The sequence below is a fragment of the Aliamphritea ceti genome, from assembly GCF_024347215.1.
Classification (GTDB): Bacteria; Pseudomonadota; Gammaproteobacteria; order Pseudomonadales; family Balneatricaceae; genus Amphritea; species Amphritea ceti.
Window position 1 is genome coordinate 245203 of sequence record NZ_AP025282.1, and the last position, 21608, is coordinate 266810.

A 21608-nucleotide genomic window follows, 5' to 3' on the forward strand; every position below is an offset into this window, starting at 1 on the left:
TTAATGTTGGTGTGCATTTTTTAGTCAATTGAGAGGACATGACATGAAAATAACAACAGCAATACTCGCACTGAGTTTAATGGCCGGTTTAAACGGCAGCGTGCAGGCAACGGAGTCTCCCGCAGAGCTTAATGATCTGCAGATTGCTCATGTGGCTTATACCGCAGATAACATTGATATCCGCTACGCTCATCTGGCATTGGCGCTAACAAATGATCCGGCGATTCGCAGTTTTGCTCAGACCATGATCCGCGACCACAGCGCAGTTAATGAACAGGCACTGGCATTACTGAAAAAACTTGAAGCACAGCCACAGGATAACTTTCTTAGCCAGCAACTGAATACTAAAGCTGAAGGTTTAATCAATGAAATGAGCCAGTTACGTGGCGCAGAGTTTGATAAGTTTTATGCGGCTAATGAGCTGGCGTATCACAAGGCAGTGAATGAGCTGGTGGAGTTTACTTTCCTGCCAAACATTGAGCATCCGGAAGTAAAAACCTTATTTGAGGCAGGGCTTAAAATCTTCAAAGTACATCAGGGTCATGCTGAGCATATGGTAGATAAGCTAAATGCCAGGTAAAACAGAGCTCAGTAAGCAAGTTGTGAATAACCAGTTGCCTGATATTTCCCGGCGAAACTGGTTGTTCCGGGTAATGCAGCTTGGAGGGGCGCTGGCATTGCCAGTACCTTTGGTGAGTCTGGCAGCACAGCAATATAAGGTATCAATACAAAGCTTTGCGTTTGTGCCTGCGCAGCTAAAGGTTGCGCCTGGAGATCAGATTACCTGGTTTAACGAAGACATAGTGCCGCATACGGCGACGGCTAAAGACCACAGTTGGGATACCGGCATTATTGAGCCGGGTCAGCAGGTAACTGTACAGATCCCGGCGGGTGCCGGAGCAGAATATTACTGCCTGTATCATCCGATGATGCTGGGCAGTATTAGCTGAACGTAGGCCGTGTGCCTACGTTCAGCGTTTGTTAGCAGGTTACTTAAGACGGAAATTAAGTACCAGACTGTTGAGACGTTCAGCCAGCTGAGCCAGCATGAGCGTTGCTTCAGCTGTTTGCTTGGCGCCTCCTGCTGTTTGCTGAGACAGTTCACTTATGTTGGTAATACTGAGATTAATTTCTTCCGAGACGGAGGACTGTTGTTCAGCGGCACTGGCAATCTGAATATTCATGTCTCTGATCTCATTGATCGAGCCGGATATTTTGTTGATTGCGTTGCCAGCATTGCTTGCCATTTCCAGTGTTTCCATGGTTTTCTGGCTACTGGTTTTCATGATGCCTACCGCTTGACGAGTACCTGTTTGCAGTTGGTTGATCATGGTTTCAATGTCACTGGTGGATTCCTGAGTCTTCTGTGCCAGAGAGCGTACTTCATCAGCCACAACGGCAAAGCCACGCCCCTGTTCACCGGCACGGGCAGCTTCAATTGCAGCGTTCAGTGCCAGTAAGTTGGTCTGATCGGCAATGCCGCGGATAACATCCATTACTGAGCCTATTTGCGCACTTTGTGTTTCCAGTGACTGAATGGACTGAGCAGCCTGACCTATTTCGTCGTTCAGGCTATTTATGATCAGGTTCGTTTTGTCGGTAACATCTTTAGCCAGCAAGGCTTCCTGTGCTGCGGTTTCTGCAGCATCAGAGGCATGCGCTGCACTACTGGCGACTTCCTGAACAGATGCTGTCATTTGTGCCGTGGCAGCGGCTACCTGAACAGATTCCTTTTGTTGCTGTTGCACGACGCCGTTGCTTTGCTGAGTAACAACTGACGTTTCTTCGCTGGTGGTAGCTATTTCGTTACTGGCCTCAACAATTTTGCTGATCATACTTTGCAAAGTATGAGTCATCTGGCTCATAGCGCTGTAGACACTGGCCTGGTGATCAGTGCTATCAAATTTACGGGTCAGGTCGCCGGATGCAATTTGCTCAGCAATCATACGCATGTCATTTGGCTCGCCGCCTAATGGCTGAGTGACTGATCGTGAGACTTTAAGAGCTGTAACAATAATCAGACCGGCAGCCACTAACAAAATCAGCAAAATATCGAGTTTAAGTTCTTCGATTATTTCAAATGCTTCGGCTTCATCTATTTCGGCAATCAGAGCCCAGTTATGCCCCCCAACAGAGACCGGCGTATAGGCTGAGAGTACCGGATTGCCGTTGTAGTCGGTGATGATATCTACGTTGGTATTGCCTTTGAGAGCTTCGCTGGTGGCTGCTGTATCGACACCATTATTTGCTATGTCACCTGCAAAGGAGGCTTTTACCGAATGGCCGCGGGGATCCAGGAATGAATCAGAACGCATTCGCATATCATTGCCAACCAGATAAGACTCACCGGTTGCGCCCATGCCATCCCGTACCTGCATGAATTTGTTGATGGCCTCGATGGATAATTGCAGAGCAACTACAGCGACTAGCTGACCATTTTGATACAGGGGCTCAGCAATAAAAGCTGCTGGTTCATTGTTTGAAGGTGCATAAGGTGCGAAATCTTCAAGTACAAAGTCACGTTTATCACGGGCGTTGCGGAAGACGCGTGCCAGGCCACTGTCGCGGTATGTGCCGCTGATCAGGTTCGTGCCAAAGTCGGCCTCTTTAGCTTCAGTAAAGAACACATCACCCTGAGGGCTAATCAGGAATACATCATAATAGCCGTAGCTTTTGACGTATTTATTAAAGAAGTTTTGGCTAGCACCCGGACGAGGCTGGGTTAACGGTGTTAGTGCGGTTTCCAGATCAGTACTTTTACCGGCAAACAGTGCGACAGTTTCGGTAAGAATTGCCATGTCGCCTTCGCGTTCAAAAAAGAATCCTTCAAGTTGTGCTTTTTTGATACCTCTGACAGCTTCCAGTTGATGAAAAGCTTGCTGAGATAAACCGCTACTGGCGAGATAAAAGGCAATGCCGCCAACTAACAGGGCTGGGATCATCCCAACAAGCAGAAAAATCAGAGTGAGTTTTTGGGTAAGTTTCATGGGGCCTCCATGGCAAATAACTAGTACGACTGCCTTGCTGTACTACTTAATTGATTAAGCTAGCGTTAAGGCGTGACATTATCATTTTCATGTGACAGTTGTGCAAAGTGTAAATGGGCATTTAGTCTATAAAAGAGCCATTCATATGCTCATTTTGGGAGGTGGGCGGGTTAGGCGGTAGGTAATAAACTTACTTATGGTATGGCTATTGTGCTATGAAAAGGAAAAATGCCGGTAAGGAGGAATTACCGGCGGCATTAAAAACAACGTCTCAGACGCTGCCTGCTGTTTCGACTACCAGAATACGGGCCTCGCCGATTGGATGCGCAACGTGCTCGGTACCCACCGATGCATAAAAAATATCGCCGGTTTCCAGTCGTATAATGCTTTCTTTGCCTTGTTCGCGATAATGCATATCAACCTTTCCATCCAGTACAGCAAAGACTTCTTCACCGTCATTGATATGCCACTTGTAGGGTTGGTCAGTCCAATGAAGCCGGGTAGTGATGCCGTTCATACTGGCGATGTCCTGAGCCCCCCAGGCCCGTTCAGCGGTAAACTCTTTTGCACGATAAATCTTCATAGTGTTTCCTGTGTGGATCGTCTGCGGCAGAGCCTGACTTAAAGCGCGAGTAGATAACCTTTACTGCGTACTGTCTTAATATACCGATAAGGTGGTTGATCATCGTTGAGCTTTTTGCGCAATGTAGATATTCGCAAATCTATTGCCCGGTCGATGCCGTCAAAAGGAATACCACGAATATCCTGGTATAGCTGCTCCCGGGAGATAATTTCGCCGGCCTTTTCATACAGGTAGGCCAATAGCTGATATTCACCGCTGGTGAGTTCCAGTGCAATGCCTTTCAAGCTGGCGGTATAGGTCGCAGAGTCGAGGTGAATATCCTGCACGGGTGTATTGGCGGGATAGCTGCGGCGCAACAGGGCTTCAATATGCGCGAGTAACAGATGCGGCCGGATGGGTTTTTGCAGATAGTTATCCACACCCAGCTGCAGTGACGCTGTGGCAACCATGTCATCATCTTTAGCTGTCAGCATCAGTACCGGAATGTCACTGGATTTGCGCAGGTGGCGACAGATTTCCAGGCCGTCCCGGCCGGGTAGCATCAGGTCAAGTACCGCCAGATCAAAGCTTTGCTGGTCGATTTCATGGCAGGCGACATTCCCGTCATGACAACAGACCACAGTAAAACCTTCTTCCTGTAAAAAGCTCTGCATCATTTCTGCCAGTGGGGCATCATCTTCTACCAGCAATATGCGGGTATCACGCATCGACTCTCTCCTGCTTACAAATGCTTACATTTACACACGGTTATGCAACTGAAGGGCTTTCTGCCGCCGGCTATCATAGCTGCAATTGTTAACCGGCATCTAGTTTACAGATGTCTGAATTGCAGGACATGAAGAAAATGTATTCTAAAACGAATCTGATACTGGCAACCAGCCTGGTGTTCACAACTTTACTGACTGGCTGCGCGAACACCGCGTCTGATTATGAGCCAATCGTAGACGGCCCGAAGGACGCGTTATTTTATGACGACCTTGCTGCCTGTAAAAATCTTGCCGAGCAGCGTGAGTATCTGAATGGTGATACTAAATCTGAAGCTTTGCTGGGGGCAGGATTAGGGGCTGTCGTTGGCGCAATCGGTGGTGATACCGGAGATATCGTTGGTGGAGCTCTGGTTGGAGGCGCTCTGAGCGCAGGGGGTAGTGCCTGGGAAGTACGGGGCGAACGTAAGAGCATTGTTATTGAATGTATGAATGGTCGTGGACACCGGGTGGTGGGCTAAACGCAAGAGGGGAAAAGTTTCAGCCTGCGCCGCTTCAGGGGAACGTCCGAGTGGATAAGATACATGACTATTGGTGGGTTATGTTTGTTATTCTGGGGCTGGCATTCAGTCATTGGGTAAGTGGTAGCGAATTATGCGCAGGCTTTTTTTTAAAACAGTTTTCGGTATCAGCGGCATTATTGTGCTGGGGATACTGAGTCTGGTGTTTTTTGTGATTGAGCCGGCGTTCGATGAGTTTGGCGAGATTGAATATCAGGAAGAAACATCACTGGAGCATCGTTTAGTTTACGTCTTGCTGGCAGATCAGCCATTTGAAGAGTGGCAAACCAGTATTGCTGAGTACAGCAGTTTTTTTGAACTGACGACCAGTCTGGTGAAGCATTCCGATGTCCCAGCCGATGCTGAGCCATTTACGACACCTGATGGCCAGTCCGGGGAGTTCTGGGTCGATGAAGAAGATTTGTATTACAGCTATTATCCCAGCCCGGATCCCGAATGGCTGATTCTCTACGAAGAAGGTGACAGCGAGTTGGTAGATGAAAGCCGTGCCGAAATGGCTGTGGCGCTTTTATTTATCGGGCCACTGGTGATTATCATTCTGGCGATGCTGCTGGGTATTGGTTATCTACTGTATGCCTTTAGTCGGCCAATGCAGGCGCTGGAGGCGGCTATCGAAGGTTTTAGCCATGATACTAAGGTGCGTCTGGGGCAAGAGCATGGCAAGCTGATTCCAAATATAGTCACAGCATTTAATGGCATGGCTGACCGGCTGGGTTCAACGCTGACTGAACAGCAGGTCATGATTGCTGCGATTCCCCATGAGCTGCGAACACCGATTGCCCGTATTCGTTTTGCACTGGATATGCTGCGGGGCAAGCAGGGAGAAACACTGTGGCAAGGCCTTGAGCGGATCGATAATTATGTCGATGAGTTGCAGCAAACATCAGAAAATATTCTTGAGTTGAGCAAAGTGAATCAGGAGGCGCTGATACTGCAGCCGATCTCGCTGACTGAGCTGGTAACGCAAAGCTGTGGGGAATATCGCGAAGCATCGGAACTGGCAGTTAGTATGCCTGATGATAATGTTCTGGTTCAGGGTAATTCAGGATTGATACAACGGGTATTGGGCAATCTGTTGGACAATGCGCTGCAGTGTCATCAGAGTTATATCGCGCTAAGCCTGACAATGGTTAAAGAACATGCAGTGATCTGCATTGAAAATGATGGCGCTGATTTAAGCGCAGAAGATATAAGTCAGTTATTCCAGCCATTTTACCGTGCTGATAGTAGTCGAAGTCGCCGTTCGGGTGGTCTAGGTATTGGTCTGACTCTGGTTGCGCAGATTATTGCCCGGCATAAGGGTGAAGTGAGTGCTGAACTGATCAGGCCGGGCGTCATTCAGGTGAAAGTATCGCTACCGGTTATCGAATAACTAAAAAGCCGGATAGTCATCCGGCTTTTTTGTGTTTGAGGGTGATGCCATCAGAGGGCGAATGTTTCGGCCAGCTGTTTACAGGGCTGGTAGCGAATACAACCAACTTCGTGGTCGTTCACCATGCCAGTTGCCTGCATAAAGGCGTAGCAAATGGTCGGGCCAACAAAGTTCATACCGAGTTTCTTCAGTGCTTTGCTCATGGCAATAGATTCAGGTGTTGATCCCGGTACTTCACTCATGTTTTGCCAGCTGTTCTGGACAGGTTTGTAGTTCACAAACTGCCAGATATATTTTGCGAAACTGCCATGTTCTTTTTGCAGTTCGAGAAAAATTCGGGCGTTCTTCACGGATGCTTCCAGCTTGCCGCGATGCCGGACAATACCTGCATCCTGCAACATAGCTTCAATTTTATCGGCATCAAATTCAGCGACTTTTTGCGGATCAAACCCTTCATATTGCCGGCGGTAGCCTTCACGTTTTTCCAGAATAGTCCGCCAGCTCAGACCAGCCTGAGCGCTTTCCAGTATCAGGTATTCAAACAGTATCTGATCGTCAGTCTGTGGAACGCCCCAGACTTCATCGTGATATTGAGTTTCCAGTTCGGTCACGGTTGACCAGGCACAGCGTTGACTCATGACGACAATCCTTATCTATAGGGTGTTAATAACCGGGTTAGCAGCTTTTGGTTCAGGGGCGTTAACTCAGCGTTAATGCTTAGTACCCGGATTCGGATGGAAAATCAGTGGTTGAGCCGGTTCAAGCTCTACCTTTCCGCCACGGTTTACCCGGGTTTCCATTTCTTCTGATGGCTGATCAGAGCCATCCATTGCCATGGAGTCTTCAAAATCGCAGCGTACGCATTCGCGGTATTCGCGGCCGTCAGCACGATACATTTTCAGGGTGTCCATTTCAGCGCACCGGGGACACACTGCCCCGGCGATAAAGCGTTTTACGATAGTCATAAATGCTCTCAGTTCGGTTGGCTGACGATGCCAGAGTGACGCAGTAGCGCATCAACTTCCGGTGCCCGTCCACGGAAAGCGGTGAACAGTTCCATAGGTTCGCGGGAGCCGCCCATTTCTAAAATGTTACTGCGGAAGTCACGGCCTGCCTGCGGATCAAAGATACCTTCTTCTTCGAACCGGGAGAAAGCATCGGCTGACAGTACTTCTGCCCATTTATAGCTATAGTAGCCTGCTGCGTAACCGCCGGCAAAAATGTGCGAGAAACTGTGCTGGAATCGGTTGAAGTCCGGTGCACTGATAACGGCTACTTTACTGCGCACATCATTCAGCACTGCCTGAACATCGGTTTGACCGGTTTGATACTCAGCATGCAGACGGAAATCAAACAGAGAGAATTCCAGCTGACGCACCATCATCATGCCTGACTGGAAGTTTTTCGCTGCTAACATTTTATCCAGCATGTCCTGCGGCAGGGTTTCGCCCGTTTCATAATGACCGGAAATAAGAGCCAGCGCTTCAGGTTCGTAACACCAGTTTTCCAGGAACTGACTTGGCAGTTCGACAGCATCCCAGGCGACACCGTTGATACCGCTGACATCGGCGGATTCTATCTTGGTCAGCATGTGGTGCAGACCGTGGCCGAATTCATGGAATAACGTTGTTACTTCGTTATGGGTCAGCAGTGCAGGCTTGTCGCCAACCGGAGAATTGAAGTTACATACCAGATAAGCAACAGGTAGCTGAATCGCACCGTCGTTCAGGCGGCGGCGTACCCGGCATTCATCCATCCAGGCACCGCCACGCTTTTTCTCACGGGCGAAAGGGTCCAGATAGAAACGGGCAATGGTTTCGCTGCCACGTATAACATTGAACAGGCGGGCATCTTTATGCCAGCTGTCGAATTCGGTTACTTCTTCTATTTCAATGTCGAACAATTTACCTGTTACCTGGAACAGGCCACTGAGGACTTTTGACATTGGGAAGTAAGGGCGAAGTTCTTCCTGAGAAATCGCATAGCGGTCTTGCTTAAGCTTTTCGCCGTAATAGCTGATATCCCAGGCTTCCAGTTTATCCAGCCCTTGTTGCTGCTGGGCAAACTCAGTCAGTTCAGCCAGTTCCTGCTGTGCGACCGGAAGGCTCTTAATTGCCAGATCTTCCAGAAACTGAATAACCTGCGAGGTGTTCTCTGCCATTTTGGTGGCCAGGGAGTATTCTGAATAGTTAGCGAAGCCAAGTAGTTGAGCCAGCTCACTGCGTAATTCGAGAATTTCTGTCATTAGCGGGGAGTTATCCCACTTACCTGCATGAGGCCCCTGATCAGATGCCCGGGTACAGAAGGCTTCATATACTTCACGGCGTAATTCGCGGTTATCAGCATAGGTAATAACCGGGAAGTAGGATGGGAAGTCCAGCGTAATTAACCAGCCTTGCTGATCTTTTGCTTCCGCTTGTTGTTTCGCAGCAGCAATGGCCATCTCGGGCAGACCGGCCAGTTCGGCTTCATCGGTAAGCACTTTGCTCCAGCCATCGGTTGCGTCCATCAGGTTTTCAGAAAACTTAGTGGTCAGCTCCGACAGACGTTGCTGCAACTCGGCATAACGCTGTTGATCTTCATCTTCCAGTGCGATACCGCTAAGGGTGAAGTCACGCAGCGCGTTGTTGATAGCTTTTTGCTGAGCTTCGTTAAGTACCGGGTAAACATCTGAGTCACGCAGATCTTTAAACGCCTGGTATAGCGGCTGATGCTGGCCCATTTCGGTCCAGTACTGAGACAGTTTTGGCAAACAGGCGTTATACGCATCGCGTAGGGCATCGCTGTTAACGACTGCATTCATATGGGAAACCGGTGACCATGCCTGAGACAGACGGTCGTTCAGTGCTTCCAGAGGCGCGACTAAATTTTCCCAGCTAGGTGCTGTCAGGTTGTTTAGAATAGTTTCCAGCTGTTGGCGGTTATCTGCCAGTAACTGATCGATGGCCGGCTCGATCTGGTCCGGTTGCAGTGTGCTGAATGGAGGTAACAAATTGTTTTGCAGCAGAGGATTCGACATACACTAGCTCCGGTAAATAAGATAATGCCTTGCGTGATGTTGGCTGGGAAAAGTCCCGGCTGTATTTGGTGGCAGGCGTGTTCTCTTTTATGTAAGGGCAAAAAGACTTTTTTCAATCAGGGACTTGGTCTTATGATTGTTATAAACAATCTGGGTTCCGTAATGTTGTCATGATGTATAGACAGAGCGGATTAATTCCTGAAAAAGCAGATAAGGGTATAACAGCATGAATGTACGCACTTTCCAAGGCATGACTCCAAAATTAGGGGAACGGGTGTTTGTCGATCCCAGTGCTGTCGTGCTGGGAGATGTTGAACTGGGCGATGATGTGTCGGTTTGGCCGTTAACGGTGATCCGTGGCGATATGCACAGAATTCGGGTGGGTGACCGTACCAGTGTTCAGGACGGTTCGGTGTTACACATAACCCATGCCAGTGATTTTAACCCGGGTGGTTATCCACTGTTGATCGGCTCAGATGTCACTATTGGTCATCAGGCAATGTTACACGGCTGCACCATTGGTGACCGGGTGTTGATTGGTATGGGCGCAATGGTGATGGATGGGGCAGTTGTTGAAGATGAAGTGATTATTGGTGCTGGTAGTCTGGTGCCGTCGGGTAAAACATTGCAAAGCGGTTATCTTTACGTTGGCCGACCTGTGAAGCAGATACGGGAGCTGACAGAAAAAGAAATCAGCTTCTTTCCTTACACTGCCGGTAATTACGTGAAGCTTAAAGATCAGCATCGTGAAGAGAATTATGGCGCAGAAAAACCGGATGCAAAAAGCTAAGTGAATTACGGATCACTATCTCTGGAAACATAAGCATTTAGAACATAAGGAAGCCTATTCTGTGATTGCTTCAGACTTGCTGATTATCCGGGCCGTGAAAGAAGCGGATTTGCCGGTGTTTTTTGAACATCTGAGTGATATGAGTAGCCTGGGTGAATTTTTACCGGTAATCATGCCTTCGGAAACTCAGCTGCGGCATGAGTTCGCCGCTGATGGCCTGATCGGTAAAGACGCTCAGCGCTTGCTGATTGTTTCTCCGGATGGCGAAATGCTGGGATATATCTGGGCATTTAAGTCGGTGCCGTACTTTGATGCGACAGAGGTGGGCTATCAGATATTCAGTACTGAGCAGCGGGGTAAGGGCTATGCCAGTGAGGCACTGCGGCTGTTCAGGGATTATCTGTTTGAGTCCAGCCAGGTGAATCGTCTGGAGCTGCGCATCTCGACTGACAATACCGGGTCACAGAAAGTGGCTGAAAAACTGAATTTTGTACGTGAAGGCATCTGTCGGGAAGCGGCTTATTCCAAAGGCAGGCTGCACGATATGTGCATATACGCGCAGTTACGCCGAGAGTGGCAGGAGCAGGGCAATACTGATGGCTGACAGTAAGCATATTCTGATTGTTGAAGACGAAGCTTCAATTGCGGATAACATCAGCTTTGCATTACAGCTGGAAGGTTTTAGCAGCGAGCACTGCACACTAGCGGGTGATGCCTTGCTACGCCTGAAGGAAGCGAGCTTTGCGTTGGCAATTGTTGATGTCGGCCTGCCGGACATGAATGGTTTTGAACTCTGTAAAGCAATTCGCAGGGATTCCAATATTCCGTTGATATTTCTGACCGCCCGGGCAGATGAGATTGACCGGATTCTTGGTCTGGAACTGGGCGCTGATGATTATGTGACTAAGCCGTTTAGTCCGCGAGAACTGACAACCCGGGTCAAGACTGTATTGCGCCGGGCAAGGCCAGAAAGTGCTGAAGTTTCCGTCAGTGCCGAGCTGCCCTTTGTGCTGGATACACTTCAAGCATCGATTCAGTTCAGAGGATGTGTGCTTAACCTGACCCGCATTGAATTTCTGATGCTGCAAACGCTGGTAGAACATCCGGGCCAGGTGTTCAGTCGTGGGCAGCTAATGCATGCTGCCTGGGAGCATCCGCAGGTGAGTCTGGAAAGGTCTGTTGATACTCACATTAAAAGCCTGAGGGCGAAGCTAAAACAGGTAGAGCCTGGGGATGATTCGATTCAGACCCACCGGGGGCTGGGCTATAGCCTGGTGATTTCAGACTGATGCAGAAGCTAATTGCGCGGCTGGGACTGAATAAATTCGGCGTGAAGCTGTTTCTGGCCTATTTTGCCATTCTGGGGCTGGGCATTTATCTGTTGCTGAATACTTTACTGGGCGAGATTAAACCCGGATTACGTCAGGCGATGGAAACAGCATTGGTGGATACGGCAAACCTGATGGCGGAATATGTGGCACCGCAAACGCTGCAAGACCCCCTTCAGTTGGAACAGTTAGCGCAGGTGCTGGACAGCACGTTACGCCGACCCATTAATGCCACTATCTGGTCGCACAAGAAAACCGCCACTGTGCTGCGGGTGTATGTAACCGACGTAAATGGCAGGGTCGTTTTTGACTCTGCAGGACGCGATCTGGGCGCTGATTATTCCCGTTGGAATGATGTCTATCTGACCTTAAGAGGCGAGTATGGAGCACGCAGTACACAGGAAAACCCCGGTGATGAATTCAGCTCTGTGATGTATATCAGTGCGCCTATATATGCCCGGCAGGATTCGGGCAGTGAACGGCAGATAGTCGGTGTACTGGCGGTTGGTAAGTCGAATATAAGTGTTGAGCCGTTCTGGCAGCTGGCGCGGGATAATATCCGTTCTATGGGCGTCTGGTTACTGGTTTTGGCAGCCCTGTTAGGTGCACTGTTATCCACCTGGTTAAGTTTGAATATTGGTAAACTGGTTAGCTATGCCCGTCAGGCCAGTGCTGGCAGCGAAGTTCAGCCCCCGCGCTTGAGTGACCCTGATTTAGCGGCGCTAGCACAGGCAATGGATGAAATGCGTACTGCACTGGACGGTAAGCAATATATTGAAAGCTATACGCTTAGCCTTACCCATGAAATGAAAAGCCCGTTAACAGCCTTGCAAGGGGCTGCAGAGTTGATTGCACAAGTTGATGACCGGGAGATGCGGCAAAAACTGGCGGGTAATATTGAGCTGGAAAGTAAACGCTTACGGGCGTTGGTCGATCAGGTTTTGTCGCTGGCCAGACTGGAAAACCGCCAGCAACTGGAGCATCCGCAAACGTTACAGTTAAATACATTACTGCAGCAGGAACTGAGTCAGTTGCAATGGTTGGCCGAACAGCGACAAGTAAGCCTGCTGTTGAAGTGCGAACCTCAAGATATGGCTTTCACCGTCTCTGGTGATGAGGTATTACTGGCGCAGGCGCTGCGCAATTTGCTGGAAAACGCGCTGGATTTCAGCCCGCAGCACAGTGATATTGAAGTATTGCTCCGTTATGATTCGGCGGGTTCAGATTTTGTGGTCATAGAGATTTTTGATCAGGGTAGTGGCATTCCTGAATATGCTCTTGAGAAAGTCTGGCAGCGGTTTTATTCTCTGCCTCGTCCTGCAACAGGGTTGCGTAGTACTGGCCTGGGGCTGAGTTTCGTACAGCAAATTGCCAAACTACATGCTGCTGAACTGAGCCTGGATAACCGACCACAAGCTGGTGTGGTTGCCCGCCTGCGGCTGCCACTGGCCAGGTCTGCATAAAACACACATAAAGCACATATACATCACACAGACTCCTCACATTCCCCACGCATACTGGCTCCATATTTATAAGGAGATCAGTCATGAAAAAACGTTTGGCACAGAAAATTCTGGCTCTGGCATTGCTGGGCATCCTGTTATGGATTCCGCTGCTGCTGGAGCAGGATGTCATTTATGAACGTATGGGGTATCGCGATCAGGTTATCCGGGATATCGCGACAACCTTTACTGGTGAGCAGGTTGTCACCGGACCACTGGTGATTGTTCCCTGGTCGCTGAGCTATCAGTCCAGAGTCTGGAACGATAAAACCAAAAGCTACAAGCTGGAGGATAAAAAGCGTTCTGGTCGTTATGTACTATTGCCGCAGCAGCTGAACACTGATGCAGTTGTCGGTACCAGTACCCGCCAGCGGGGCATTTATGAAGTGCCGGTGTATAAAACCAGTTTGAGTATGCAGGGAAGCTTCAGTAATGCAGGCTTGTTGAGCCATCAGCAACAGCTGGAAGAGGAGTTCCAGGGAACTCTGAGTTGGGGAAAGCCGACTTTGTCGCTGTTGGTATCAGATATGCGGGGCATTGTGGATGAACCGAGCGTCCAGTGGCAGCAACAAAATCTGAATATTCAGCCGGGCAGCAAATTGCCGTCTCATCATCAGGGGGTACACAGCGCGATACCTGGATTTTCCACAAGCCTGACACAAACTGTCGAGTTCAGTGTAGCGATGCAAATTCGGGGAATGGAGCGGTTATTGCTGACGCCGGTTGGTGATTATAACCGGATCAGCATGCAGTCTGACTGGCCGCATCCGAGTTTTACGGGCCGTTATCTGCCGGAAAGTTACACGCTGACAGACAATGGCTTTGCGGCGGACTGGAATACATCACCGTTTTCAGCAGACCTGCAGTCTGTTGCTAAGGAATGTCTCAGTGGCAGCTACTGCCAGTTTGCTGATTATGCTGTTGGCGCGGATTTTATTCAGCCAGTGGATATGTATGTACAGGCTGAACGTTCTATCAAATACGGTTTGTTGTTTATCGGCGTGACTTTTATCGTGTTCTTCCTATTCGAAGTGTTGAAGCAGCTCCAGATTCATCCGGTTCAGTACGGTATGGTGGGGATGGCACTGGCGCTTTTCTACATGCTGCTAATTTCACTGAGCGAACATATCAGTTTTGCTCTGGCATATTTACTGGCGACGCTAGCCTGTACTGGATTACTTGGTGTGTATTTAAGTGCGGTTTTGAAGAGCCTGCAACGAGGGATAAGTTTTGCAGCGGGTTTGTCGGCACTTTACGGGCTATTGTTTGTAATTATTTCTTCGGAAGACTATGCCTTACTGATGGGGTCAGTGCTGATCTTTGCGATTCTGGCGATCAGTATGGTGATGACCCGTAAAGTTGACTGGTATCAGGTAGGAGGCCGGGCTGATAAGCCGACAGATATTAATCCAAAGATGACAGAGGCAAAGCAGACAGTTTAAGTTTGCGAGGGTATTAAAGAAAAACGGTGCTGGTGGCACCGTTTTTGGATGTGGACTCTTTTAACTCGCACTCGCCTGGCTAACTTTTAACAGAGCTTTTGCCATTACGATGCGACCGCGTTTAATGCTTTCAAAAGCCCGTCGTTCGCGACGGCGGTTGTTTTCGGTCAGCGCATGTTTGAGATCCAGGCCGATAAGCAAAATACCTTCGTACTGATCAAAAATTGGCTGTAGTGAGTGACTGGCGACAAACTTACGGTTTTTTTTCAGCACCGCAGCATAGTGATTTTTAAGCTCAATATATTCCCAGGTCCATTTGGTATTGCGGTAGCCGATGAAGCCTAAGGAATCTTCTTCGGCTTTATATTTGTCGTAGGCGACCTCAAGACGATCAAGAATCTGATCGTAATCTTTACCGGCGATAGATACGAACTTACGCACGTTGTTATCTGTCAGTGTTGGTGCCATTCGCATGGCTTTTTCTTCGGCAGTTTCCTGGTTACAGGCACTGACCATCAACAGGGTTAGTAGTATCAGAAAACTGTTACGGACCAGATACAAGGTCCGGGTCAGGTTAAGGGTCATCAGCATATTCCATATGGCGGTATAACTGCCCCGTATACTGCATAAAATACTGAGGTCGGTTGGGTGTTATTTCCTAAGAGGCAGCCATTGTTGGACAATTATTTCAGGAATGAAAATAACCACTACCCAAATTGGGTTTTTGCTAAAATAAACTTAGTTTAAACTAGCTTAGTTAATGGTTTTCTGTAGATTTTCTAAACGCTTAGGGTTCGATGGGTGGCTATTGAGAAAACCACCGCCACGGCCATATTTAGTTTGCAAAGTGGCTATGGAGCGGGCCATTGCCTGGGGGTCCTGATTGAGTTGCTGGAGGATCTGCTGGGCATAGCTGTCAGCCGCCAGTTCATCCGCCTGGGAGAACTGGGCACTGATTGCCTGGTAAGCCAGGTCGCCAAGCTGGGATCTGCTCAGGGAAGCAATGTCACCACCTGCTGAATTTGCAGCCTGAAATACTGCATTAGTAAGTAGTTGTTTACGCATGCGTTGATAGCTGTGCTGCAGCTGTACGTGGCCGATTTCGTGACCGATTACCGCCAGTACCTGGTCATCAGGCATGGCATCCAGTAAACCCGAATGTACCCGAATAGTGCCGTCCGCCATGGCAAATGCATTAACAGCAGGGCTGAGATATACCTTGTAATTCATACGCTGACCATTCACCACTTCCAGCCCCTTAACGATTCGGCTGAGTCGTTGGCTGTATGCGCTGTTAGTCGGCGCAAGCTGGTTTTTTCGGTCCAGTTCTGCAGCGCTTAACTGAGCGGCCTGAATCACATCCTGTTCTTCCAGTGTGGCTGCCTGATAGACGGTCACGCCACTGGCGATTGCGCTGGCAAGGTTAAACTCACCTTCGTTATCGCAGCCGCTGAGGAAGAGTGCAAAGGCACTCAGGGTTATAATTTTCAGATACCGCATATTCTGTTCCTGATTCAGCCAGCGTTTAGCCCGTAGTGATCTTTATCTTCAGTGTTCGCAGAGCTGTTTTAGTGCTTAATCTATGAGGCACAGCTATGCGAAGAAGGTTCCGCAGACTATAAGGTTACCATATGGTTATCCCAGGCGAGTCGGTGCGCCAGTGACACACGCCGGGTTTCACCGCTCAGCAGATTATGCTGCTGGCATACGCCGCGTCCGGTGGAGATGATAAATTCACCGTCATTCCTGGTAGCCGCTAGCCCACAGCCGTCAGGACTGCTGATCATTGAATGATAGCTATCGCTATGTAAGTCCCAGAAAGTAATCAGGTTACCTCGTGGCGATGAAATAGCTGCGAACTGACCGCTGCTATCAAATCTGGCGCTGCCACAATAACGCTTCATGGCAATGTCTACAGGTTCGGGTGCGCTGAGCAGTTTCAGTGCTTGTCCTTTTCGGTGAATGGCCACCAGAGGCGGGTTATCTTCTTTACCCTGATACTGCAGTGCAATGATGGTTTCGTTACGAAGGTTGGTATCAATATGGCGAATGCTCAACTGATGATGTTCAACGGGAAGCAGTTGCTGTTCGTCGAGTTTACCTGTGAGTATATTCAGGGCTGCCAGTGATGGTTGCATGCTGTCCAGATTGAGCTTTTTCCTGCCCTGATCCGGGTGGGTAAGAATACCGCCATTGGCGATCATCAGTGTTTTACTGTCAGCTGGTAAGAGTTTAATTTCATGTGGGCCGATACCACCTGAAGGCATATCAGCAACTTTAGTGAACATGCCTGCAGCGCGACGGATAACGATACGGCCCTGGCCGTCAGCGATGTTGTTTTCGCTGCTAATCAGAAACTCACCGTCAGGTGTGAAAACTGAATGGCCAAAAAAATGCCGGCCTTTGCTGGATTCAATTCGCTTCAGCAGTTTGCCTTGCTGATAGTCGACAATGTCGATGAATCTATCCGGACGACGTGCTGTACAGGCGAGCAGTGGCCTATGAGGGTGAGCTTCCACATGGTGTGCCCGGGTAGGCAGTTTATGATCCAGCAACAGACGGCCGTCAGTCGCTACAACATACAGCCGGTAATCATTTTCAGCTGCTTTAGCAGCAGACGCAAACAGTGCTTGCTTTCCGCTTGCAGCGGCTGCTGATGTGAAGCTTAGTTGCGGCAGGACGATGCCTGCCGCCAGTAACTGGCAGAGTTTTCTGCGGTTAATCACCGTCACGGCTGTTGAATCCCAGTTGCAGATCCAGCACTTGCATGGCGTCGCCAAGGGCATACTGGAGGGTTTTCATGTTGGCAGAGAGATCACGTAGCTGTTGCTGGGTGGCAGGCTGTTCGATGGTGCTGAACATCGGGCCGGGAATCGTCTGTAGCTCTTTCTCAACTGAGACAAAGTTAGCTTCGATGCTGTCCGCCAGGTCCTTATGACCTGAAGTACTCAGCAAGGCCTTAAAGCTGGCATCTCCTTGACCGGAATACAGATCATGCAAAGTAGCAACGTTGTTTTCAATGTTGCGTAATGAACGGCTGCTGCGCCAGGATTCGCTGCGGCGTGGTTTTACTTTGCCGTTTACATCTTTCTTAGCGGTGCCCAGAGGTCGGAGGATTTTCAGGTCACGAATCACTTCTACCGGTTCTACCATCGCCTTCATCAGGTCGGTGCTGGCTTCAATATCGGTATCGTAATAGCTGATGCCATTACCCGGCTCGTCGAAGCTGGTGGCGTAATCCTGCCATTCCATTGCTGTATGCTGGCCCAGGTCGGCCAGGTATTGGCTGATGGATGCATTTAGACGGCACTGGTAGCTGTTATTTGCAAATACCGGTAAGCCTGCTTCATCGAACAATAAGCGCTCAACGGCTGGCAGGCCTTTAACGGCGATACTGGCACTGCGGAAAAACTCTGCGGTAAGGCTGGTCTCATCCTGTTTACTGAGTAAGCCATTAATGTGTTTACCGGTTAGGTTCTTTTTGTCTGGCCAGTATTGCACACTGAAGCTGCGCATCAGATTTTCGATTGGCCCAAAACGGACATGTTGAATGCTCTGCCAGGCATCCATTGCCTGATGATAGCTCTGCTGTGCAGTGCTTAAATTCTCGCTGGTTGCGTCCAGGCAAAGTGCTTTACTGGCAGCGGCCATCTGAGTAGTGGCTTCGGCAAAATTTTGATAACGGGGCAGAACATGTTTTGCCACTATAGTTTGATTCAGGCTGCGCCACTGGGTATCACTGGGTGCAGTGGCTGCCTGGGTTTGGCTCAGTAAGGCCTGGCCAAGCAGGGCGCTGCAAAGCAGTGAACGTGAAATTGCGCGTGTGATCATAGTGACTCCAGAAATGTGATCAGATTGTCCCTTTGTGGCTTCGCCATTGCGATAACCTTTTGTTTAGCGGCTTCTGCTTCGCCACCATGCCAAAGTACGGCTTCAAGCAGCGTGCGGGCGCGACCATCATGTAGAAAGTTAGCTTCTTCATTAACTAATTTAGTACGGCCAATACCCCACAATGGCGGTGTCCGCCATTCGCTACCACTGGCAGCAAATTCCGGGCGATTATCAGCTAAAGCCTCACCCATGTCATGTAATAGCAGATCGCTGTAAGGCCAGATTAACTGCTCAGACTGTTCTGGCATATCGGCGCGTGTTGCGGTTGTAAAGCTGGGGCGGTGGCAATCGACACAGCCGCTTTCATAAAAAGCCTGTTTACCTGCCAGAACTTGTGGTTTGGCTGCATTAGGGCGCACCGGAACCGCCAGATTAGCAGTATAAAACAGTAGCCAGTCGATCATCTGTTGTGAGGCTTCAGCGTTATCCTGAGCGGCTGTATTGCCGTTCGGCAGTTGGCGGCAAACGTTCTGGGCTTCGGTACAGTCGCCATATGCGACAGGTACCATAGGTGTGGAGATACCAATGTCGTTATTGAAGGCGCCGTTGTTTTGCTGGTCTAAGGTAGGGTTACCTGCTTTCCAGCCATAGCGGCCGAGTGTAGTTTGGTTTTCGACTATGTTCCAAACGTTGTTAGGCCGGCCGGAAATACCGTTGCCGTCCATGTCTTGCGGGTCTGCCCAGCTGATAATATCCGCTTCGCTGATGGCGTCCAGCAGGCCCAGCCCGATCATTGGTGGGGCGATACGGACGGAAAGCATTGTGTCTGGATGCAGGGGGCCGCTACTGAGCTCCGTTACTTGATATTCAGGCTTACGCAGTACGACGGGCTGATCTTCATTCAGGGCAACAGTCACGGGCGTATAAGTCGTGTGGATACGCCCTTCAGCAGGAATACCTGTAACCGCAAAGTCTTGTAGCTGGCCACCATAGGTCGGCTCTGGAATAACGCCCATATAGCCGCTCTTGAGTTGAGCTCGCTGGGCATCATTCTGGGGTGGAATGCTCAGACGCATCAGCAACGATATAGCGTTATCTTCAGGCCAGTTACTTTTGGGTGTATGTCCCCGGCCATCACGCACATGGCAACTCATGCAGGACCGGGCGTTGTACAATGGGCCCAAACCGTCGCTGGCAGTCGTTGAAGAAGGGGATGAAACCCATAGTTTACGGAAGATCCCGTGACCCAGCTTGAAATCGAGCTTGTTTTCAAAAGCCATGTTGCCGGAAGGCTGCATAAAAATATTTCGGCTGGCTGATTTCCGGGTGGAAGCACTGCCGCCAGGCAGATGTTCTCCGGTTTGTGGCTGGCTAAAGTCGGTTGGCATTTGCACACTTTTGACAGGTGCCGCCGCCGTCACCGACGCAAATAATACAGAGGCTAATAAAACAGAAAAACCGGTCAATACATTATTGACCGGTTTAATGCCGCGATAGCCTGCAAAGGATTGAGAATCAAACATCGTTTTGCGATTCACACTCTTATACAGTACTGCGCTATCTTCCTGACAGCGCAGGCCTTTCGGGGTTTTTAGGGATCAGTTAGCGACGATGGACGGGTTGTCCAGGCTGTCCGAACCTTCCAGTTCGATGTTTTCCAGATCCAGTGCGCCAATGATTTTTTCAATGGTTTTGGTTTCATCAACCAGGCCATTAACAGCGTCCTGTACGATCTGGTTGCCTTCAGTGTTACCTGCGCCGATCAGTACGTCGAAAGTTTCACCGGATTCACCGCGGTCAGCCATGACCTGCATCGCATCCTGAGTTGTTTTCAGTTTCATCTGCATTTCTTTGTCCAGCTTAGGCGCTTTAGCAGCAACCATGTCAGACAGACTAGGACCAGAAATAACCTGACCATTTACGCGGGTGTACTTACCTTCGTATACGTTCATGATGCCTTTAGCATCATAGAAGTGAGACCAGTGGGTATTGTCAGAGAAGCAATCATGTTCTTCTTCAGGATCGTGCAGCATCAGACCCAGCTTGGTACGTTCACCAGCCAGTTCGCCGTATGCCAGAGAGCCCATGCCGGTCAGCATAGTAGACAGGCCACCTTTCTCGCCTTTAGCCATCAGATCGTTACGTGCAGCACCATCTGCTTCCCAGTTAGCAACCATTTCTTTCAGATCAGAGATCATCAGGGTTGTTGCTGCCTGCAGGTACTGACCACGACGGTCGCAGTTACCGCCGGTGCAGTTGTTTACATCAAAATCTGTAGCAGGACGGTTACCCGCGCCTTTTTCAGTTCCGTTCAGATCCTGGCCCCACAACAAGAATTCAATTGCGTGGTAACCGCTGGCAACATTCGCTTCAACGCCGTCTACTTCTTGTAGCTGTTCAGCAAGCAGAGAAGGCGTAATAGTTGTCGCGTCGATTTCTGTGCCACCGATAGACAGCTTAGCGTTAGCAATTACGTTTGCTGCGTATGCTGGGTTTTCGTCAGACTCTGCGCCGTAGCTGGAAGCATCAACGTAATCGATCAGGCCTTCATCCAGTGGCCATGCGTTTACTTTACCTTCCCAGTCATCAACGATTGCGTTACCGAAACGGTAAACTTCAGACTGCTGGTAAGGAACACGGGCAGCAACCCAAGCTTCACGTGCAGCTTTCAGCGTTGCATCAGAAGGGTTAGCCAACAGCTTTTCGATGCTGCTCTGCAGAGTCATTGCAGTGTTCAGAGAGTCTTCATACTTTGCCTGAGCGATATTGGCATAGTTGTCCAGAACTGCCTGAGCAGATACGTCTTTAGCGAATGCCTGGCCGCCAGCAGCCAGCATTGCAACCGTCAGAGCGGCAGGTGCGAAAAGCTTTTTCATGAGTCCAATTTTCCTGTAAGTAGGATTACGATCCGTAATAGTAGGCGGAAGGTTAATTGAAACAAGAATGATTCGCAATAGGATTTTTAATTGGCTATTGATCCGGATCATAAATCAGTCAGATAAAGTGTTTGAAATCAGTATGTCAGTGTTTATGTGAAATTTAAGTCGCAAAAATTAATACGATTGATTGCTATTCATATTGCCGTAGCGGTGTGAGGAAAACATTGATCTGAGTAGGTATTCCTGCAAACAATGGGATGAAGTTAACGAAAAGGACAATGGAAATGGAAATTTTGGTATTTATTGCGCTGGATATTGTTTTCAGCGGTGCTTCGCTGTGGGTTGCCAGTAAGCTTGTATCGGTTGAACTGAGCTTTGCTCAGATTCTGATAGCTGTTGCTACTGCGTCTATGGTGGCCATGCTACCTATACCTGTGTTTGGCTGGTTACTATCAGTTGCGCTGCTGTTCTTTTTGTTGAAGCGTTTCAGTGATGCCAATGTCTGGCCGGATTTGATTTTGCTGGTGATCGTTGGTCGTCTGGTTAGTTTTCTGGCGCTGATAAGTCTGGGCGGTATACTTTAACTATAC

At 49.3% G+C, this 21608-nt stretch carries 22 protein-coding genes; 10 read left to right on the top strand and 12 right to left on the bottom strand.

Annotated elements, in window-relative coordinates; translation table 11 throughout:
• Positions 1-43: 43 nt before the first annotated feature.
• Both OCU49_RS01025 and OCU49_RS01030 read left to right on the top strand, forming a co-directional pair.
• Entirely contained in the window at positions 44-580 is a 537-nt protein-coding gene (locus tag OCU49_RS01025; protein ID WP_261843173.1) for a DUF4142 domain-containing protein, read from the top strand.
• A complete protein-coding gene (locus OCU49_RS01030; protein ID WP_261843174.1) occupies positions 570-950 on the top strand; it encodes a plastocyanin/azurin family copper-binding protein in 381 nt (126 codons plus the stop codon). Before OCU49_RS01025 ends, OCU49_RS01030 begins: the two co-directional genes overlap by 11 nt.
• Before the next feature lie 39 nt (positions 951-989).
• Here OCU49_RS01030 and OCU49_RS01035 read toward each other — a convergent pair whose 3' ends face one another.
• From OCU49_RS01035 to OCU49_RS01045, 3 genes are all read right to left on the bottom strand, one after another.
• Complete coding sequence (locus OCU49_RS01035) at positions 990-2987, bottom strand: methyl-accepting chemotaxis protein (RefSeq protein ID WP_261843175.1); 1998 nt, start codon at positions 2985-2987, stop codon at positions 990-992.
• A gap of 271 nt (positions 2988-3258) precedes the next feature.
• Complete coding sequence (locus tag OCU49_RS01040; RefSeq protein ID WP_261843176.1) at positions 3259-3570, bottom strand: cupin domain-containing protein; 312 nt, start codon at positions 3568-3570, stop codon at positions 3259-3261.
• 38 nt (positions 3571-3608) lie between these two features.
• Positions 3609-4277: a response regulator transcription factor gene (locus OCU49_RS01045; RefSeq protein ID WP_261843177.1), complete on the bottom strand. Its 669-nt coding sequence runs from the start codon at positions 4275-4277 to the stop codon at positions 3609-3611.
• Between the two features lie 137 nt (positions 4278-4414).
• Between OCU49_RS01045 and OCU49_RS01050 the strand changes: the two genes are divergently transcribed.
• On the top strand, positions 4415-4795 hold the full coding sequence (locus OCU49_RS01050; protein WP_261843178.1) for a complement resistance protein TraT: 381 nt from the start codon (positions 4415-4417) through the stop codon (positions 4793-4795).
• A 133-nt stretch (positions 4796-4928) separates the two neighbouring features.
• Complete coding sequence (locus OCU49_RS01055) at positions 4929-6227, top strand: sensor histidine kinase (protein ID WP_261843179.1); 1299 nt, start codon at positions 4929-4931, stop codon at positions 6225-6227.
• A gap of 50 nt (positions 6228-6277) precedes the next feature.
• Here OCU49_RS01055 and OCU49_RS01060 read toward each other — a convergent pair whose 3' ends face one another.
• The 3 genes from OCU49_RS01060 to prlC all read right to left on the bottom strand — a co-directional run bounded on the left by OCU49_RS01060 (position 6278) and on the right by prlC (position 9246).
• Complete coding sequence (locus OCU49_RS01060) at positions 6278-6865, bottom strand: DNA-3-methyladenine glycosylase I (protein ID WP_261843180.1); 588 nt, start codon at positions 6863-6865, stop codon at positions 6278-6280.
• 72 nt (positions 6866-6937) lie between these two features.
• Positions 6938-7192 carry a YheV family putative zinc ribbon protein gene (locus OCU49_RS01065; RefSeq protein WP_261843181.1) on the bottom strand — a complete coding sequence of 85 codons (255 nt, stop codon included), beginning with the start codon at positions 7190-7192 and terminating at the stop codon, positions 6938-6940.
• A gap of 8 nt (positions 7193-7200) precedes the next feature.
• Positions 7201-9246 carry an oligopeptidase A gene (gene prlC, locus OCU49_RS01070; protein WP_261843182.1) on the bottom strand — a complete coding sequence of 682 codons (2046 nt, stop codon included), beginning with the start codon at positions 9244-9246 and terminating at the stop codon, positions 7201-7203.
• Positions 9247-9472: 226 nt separating this feature from the next.
• Here prlC and OCU49_RS01075 point away from each other — a divergent pair, with 226 nt between their 5' ends.
• From OCU49_RS01075 to creD, 5 genes are all read left to right on the top strand, one after another.
• The gene (locus tag OCU49_RS01075) at positions 9473-10036 is read left to right on the top strand and encodes a gamma carbonic anhydrase family protein (RefSeq protein WP_261843183.1); all 564 of its coding nucleotides are present in this window, start codon (positions 9473-9475) and stop codon (positions 10034-10036) included.
• Positions 10037-10097: 61 nt separating this feature from the next.
• A complete protein-coding gene (locus tag OCU49_RS01080) occupies positions 10098-10640 on the top strand; it encodes a GNAT family N-acetyltransferase (protein ID WP_261843184.1) in 543 nt (180 codons plus the stop codon).
• Positions 10633-11325 (top strand): two-component system response regulator CreB, encoded by a 693-nt coding sequence (creB, locus tag OCU49_RS01085; protein WP_261843185.1) that lies wholly within the window; start codon positions 10633-10635, stop codon positions 11323-11325. The genes OCU49_RS01080 and creB overlap by 8 nt, the downstream gene beginning before the upstream one ends.
• Positions 11325-12827 carry a two-component system sensor histidine kinase CreC gene (gene creC, locus OCU49_RS01090; protein ID WP_261843186.1) on the top strand — a complete coding sequence of 501 codons (1503 nt, stop codon included), beginning with the start codon at positions 11325-11327 and terminating at the stop codon, positions 12825-12827. The genes creB and creC overlap by 1 nt, the downstream gene beginning before the upstream one ends.
• 83 nt (positions 12828-12910) lie before the next feature.
• Positions 12911-14308, top strand: a complete 1398-nt coding sequence (gene creD / locus OCU49_RS01095; RefSeq protein ID WP_261843187.1) for a cell envelope integrity protein CreD — start codon at positions 12911-12913, stop codon at positions 14306-14308.
• 60 nt (positions 14309-14368) lie between these two features.
• Here the strand turns inward: creD and OCU49_RS01100 are convergent, their stop codons facing one another.
• The 6 genes from OCU49_RS01100 to OCU49_RS01125 form a co-directional block, all read right to left on the bottom strand.
• Positions 14369-14893 carry a hypothetical protein gene (locus OCU49_RS01100; protein WP_261843188.1) on the bottom strand — a complete coding sequence of 175 codons (525 nt, stop codon included), beginning with the start codon at positions 14891-14893 and terminating at the stop codon, positions 14369-14371.
• A 168-nt stretch (positions 14894-15061) separates the two neighbouring features.
• Positions 15062-15808 (bottom strand): M48 family metalloprotease, encoded by a 747-nt coding sequence (locus OCU49_RS01105; RefSeq protein ID WP_261843189.1) that lies wholly within the window; start codon positions 15806-15808, stop codon positions 15062-15064.
• Between the two features lie 116 nt (positions 15809-15924).
• On the bottom strand, positions 15925-17040 hold the full coding sequence (locus tag OCU49_RS01110; protein ID WP_261843190.1) for a DUF1513 domain-containing protein: 1116 nt from the start codon (positions 17038-17040) through the stop codon (positions 15925-15927).
• Positions 17027-18139 (bottom strand): imelysin family protein, encoded by a 1113-nt coding sequence (locus tag OCU49_RS01115; RefSeq protein ID WP_261843191.1) that lies wholly within the window; start codon positions 18137-18139, stop codon positions 17027-17029. The genes OCU49_RS01110 and OCU49_RS01115 overlap by 14 nt, the downstream gene beginning before the upstream one ends.
• The gene (locus tag OCU49_RS01120) at positions 18136-19677 is read right to left on the bottom strand and encodes a di-heme oxidoreductase family protein (protein ID WP_336605359.1); all 1542 of its coding nucleotides are present in this window, start codon (positions 19675-19677) and stop codon (positions 18136-18138) included. Before OCU49_RS01120 ends, OCU49_RS01115 begins: the two co-directional genes overlap by 4 nt.
• A 60-nt stretch (positions 19678-19737) precedes the next feature.
• Positions 19738-21015 (bottom strand): imelysin family protein, encoded by a 1278-nt coding sequence (locus tag OCU49_RS01125; protein ID WP_261843192.1) that lies wholly within the window; start codon positions 21013-21015, stop codon positions 19738-19740.
• Positions 21016-21302: 287 nt separating this feature from the next.
• Between OCU49_RS01125 and OCU49_RS01130 the strand changes: the two genes are divergently transcribed.
• On the top strand, positions 21303-21602 hold the full coding sequence (locus OCU49_RS01130; protein WP_261843193.1) for a hypothetical protein: 300 nt from the start codon (positions 21303-21305) through the stop codon (positions 21600-21602).
• Positions 21603-21608 lie beyond the last annotated feature (6 nt).

Bases quoted from the DNA above. Each gene is read 5' to 3' on its own strand.
- OCU49_RS01025 (WP_261843173.1), top strand. From the start codon at position 44: ATGAAAATAACAACAGCAATACTCGCACTGAGTTTAATGGCCGGTTTA.
- OCU49_RS01030 (WP_261843174.1), top strand. From the start codon at position 570: ATGCCAGGTAAAACAGAGCTCAGTAAGCAAGTTGTGAATAACCAGTTG.
- OCU49_RS01035 (WP_261843175.1), bottom strand. From the start codon at position 2,987: ATGAAACTTACCCAAAAACTCACTCTGATTTTTCTGCTTGTTGGGATG.
- OCU49_RS01040 (WP_261843176.1), bottom strand. From the start codon at position 3,570: ATGAAGATTTATCGTGCAAAAGAGTTTACCGCTGAACGGGCCTGGGGG.
- OCU49_RS01045 (WP_261843177.1), bottom strand. From the start codon at position 4,277: ATGCGTGATACCCGCATATTGCTGGTAGAAGATGATGCCCCACTGGCA.
- OCU49_RS01050 (WP_261843178.1), top strand. From the start codon at position 4,415: ATGTATTCTAAAACGAATCTGATACTGGCAACCAGCCTGGTGTTCACA.
- OCU49_RS01055 (WP_261843179.1), top strand. From the start codon at position 4,929: ATGCGCAGGCTTTTTTTTAAAACAGTTTTCGGTATCAGCGGCATTATT.
- OCU49_RS01060 (WP_261843180.1), bottom strand. From the start codon at position 6,865: ATGAGTCAACGCTGTGCCTGGTCAACCGTGACCGAACTGGAAACTCAA.
- OCU49_RS01065 (WP_261843181.1), bottom strand. From the start codon at position 7,192: ATGACTATCGTAAAACGCTTTATCGCCGGGGCAGTGTGTCCCCGGTGC.
- prlC (WP_261843182.1), bottom strand. From the start codon at position 9,246: ATGTCGAATCCTCTGCTGCAAAACAATTTGTTACCTCCATTCAGCACA.
- OCU49_RS01075 (WP_261843183.1), top strand. From the start codon at position 9,473: ATGAATGTACGCACTTTCCAAGGCATGACTCCAAAATTAGGGGAACGG.
- creB (WP_261843185.1), top strand. From the start codon at position 10,633: ATGGCTGACAGTAAGCATATTCTGATTGTTGAAGACGAAGCTTCAATT.
- creC (WP_261843186.1), top strand. From the start codon at position 11,325: ATGCAGAAGCTAATTGCGCGGCTGGGACTGAATAAATTCGGCGTGAAG.
- creD (WP_261843187.1), top strand. From the start codon at position 12,911: ATGAAAAAACGTTTGGCACAGAAAATTCTGGCTCTGGCATTGCTGGGC.
- OCU49_RS01100 (WP_261843188.1), bottom strand. From the start codon at position 14,893: ATGACCCTTAACCTGACCCGGACCTTGTATCTGGTCCGTAACAGTTTT.
- OCU49_RS01105 (WP_261843189.1), bottom strand. From the start codon at position 15,808: ATGCGGTATCTGAAAATTATAACCCTGAGTGCCTTTGCACTCTTCCTC.
- OCU49_RS01115 (WP_261843191.1), bottom strand. From the start codon at position 18,139: ATGATCACACGCGCAATTTCACGTTCACTGCTTTGCAGCGCCCTGCTT.
- OCU49_RS01125 (WP_261843192.1), bottom strand. From the start codon at position 21,015: ATGAAAAAGCTTTTCGCACCTGCCGCTCTGACGGTTGCAATGCTGGCT.
- OCU49_RS01130 (WP_261843193.1), top strand. From the start codon at position 21,303: ATGGAAATTTTGGTATTTATTGCGCTGGATATTGTTTTCAGCGGTGCT.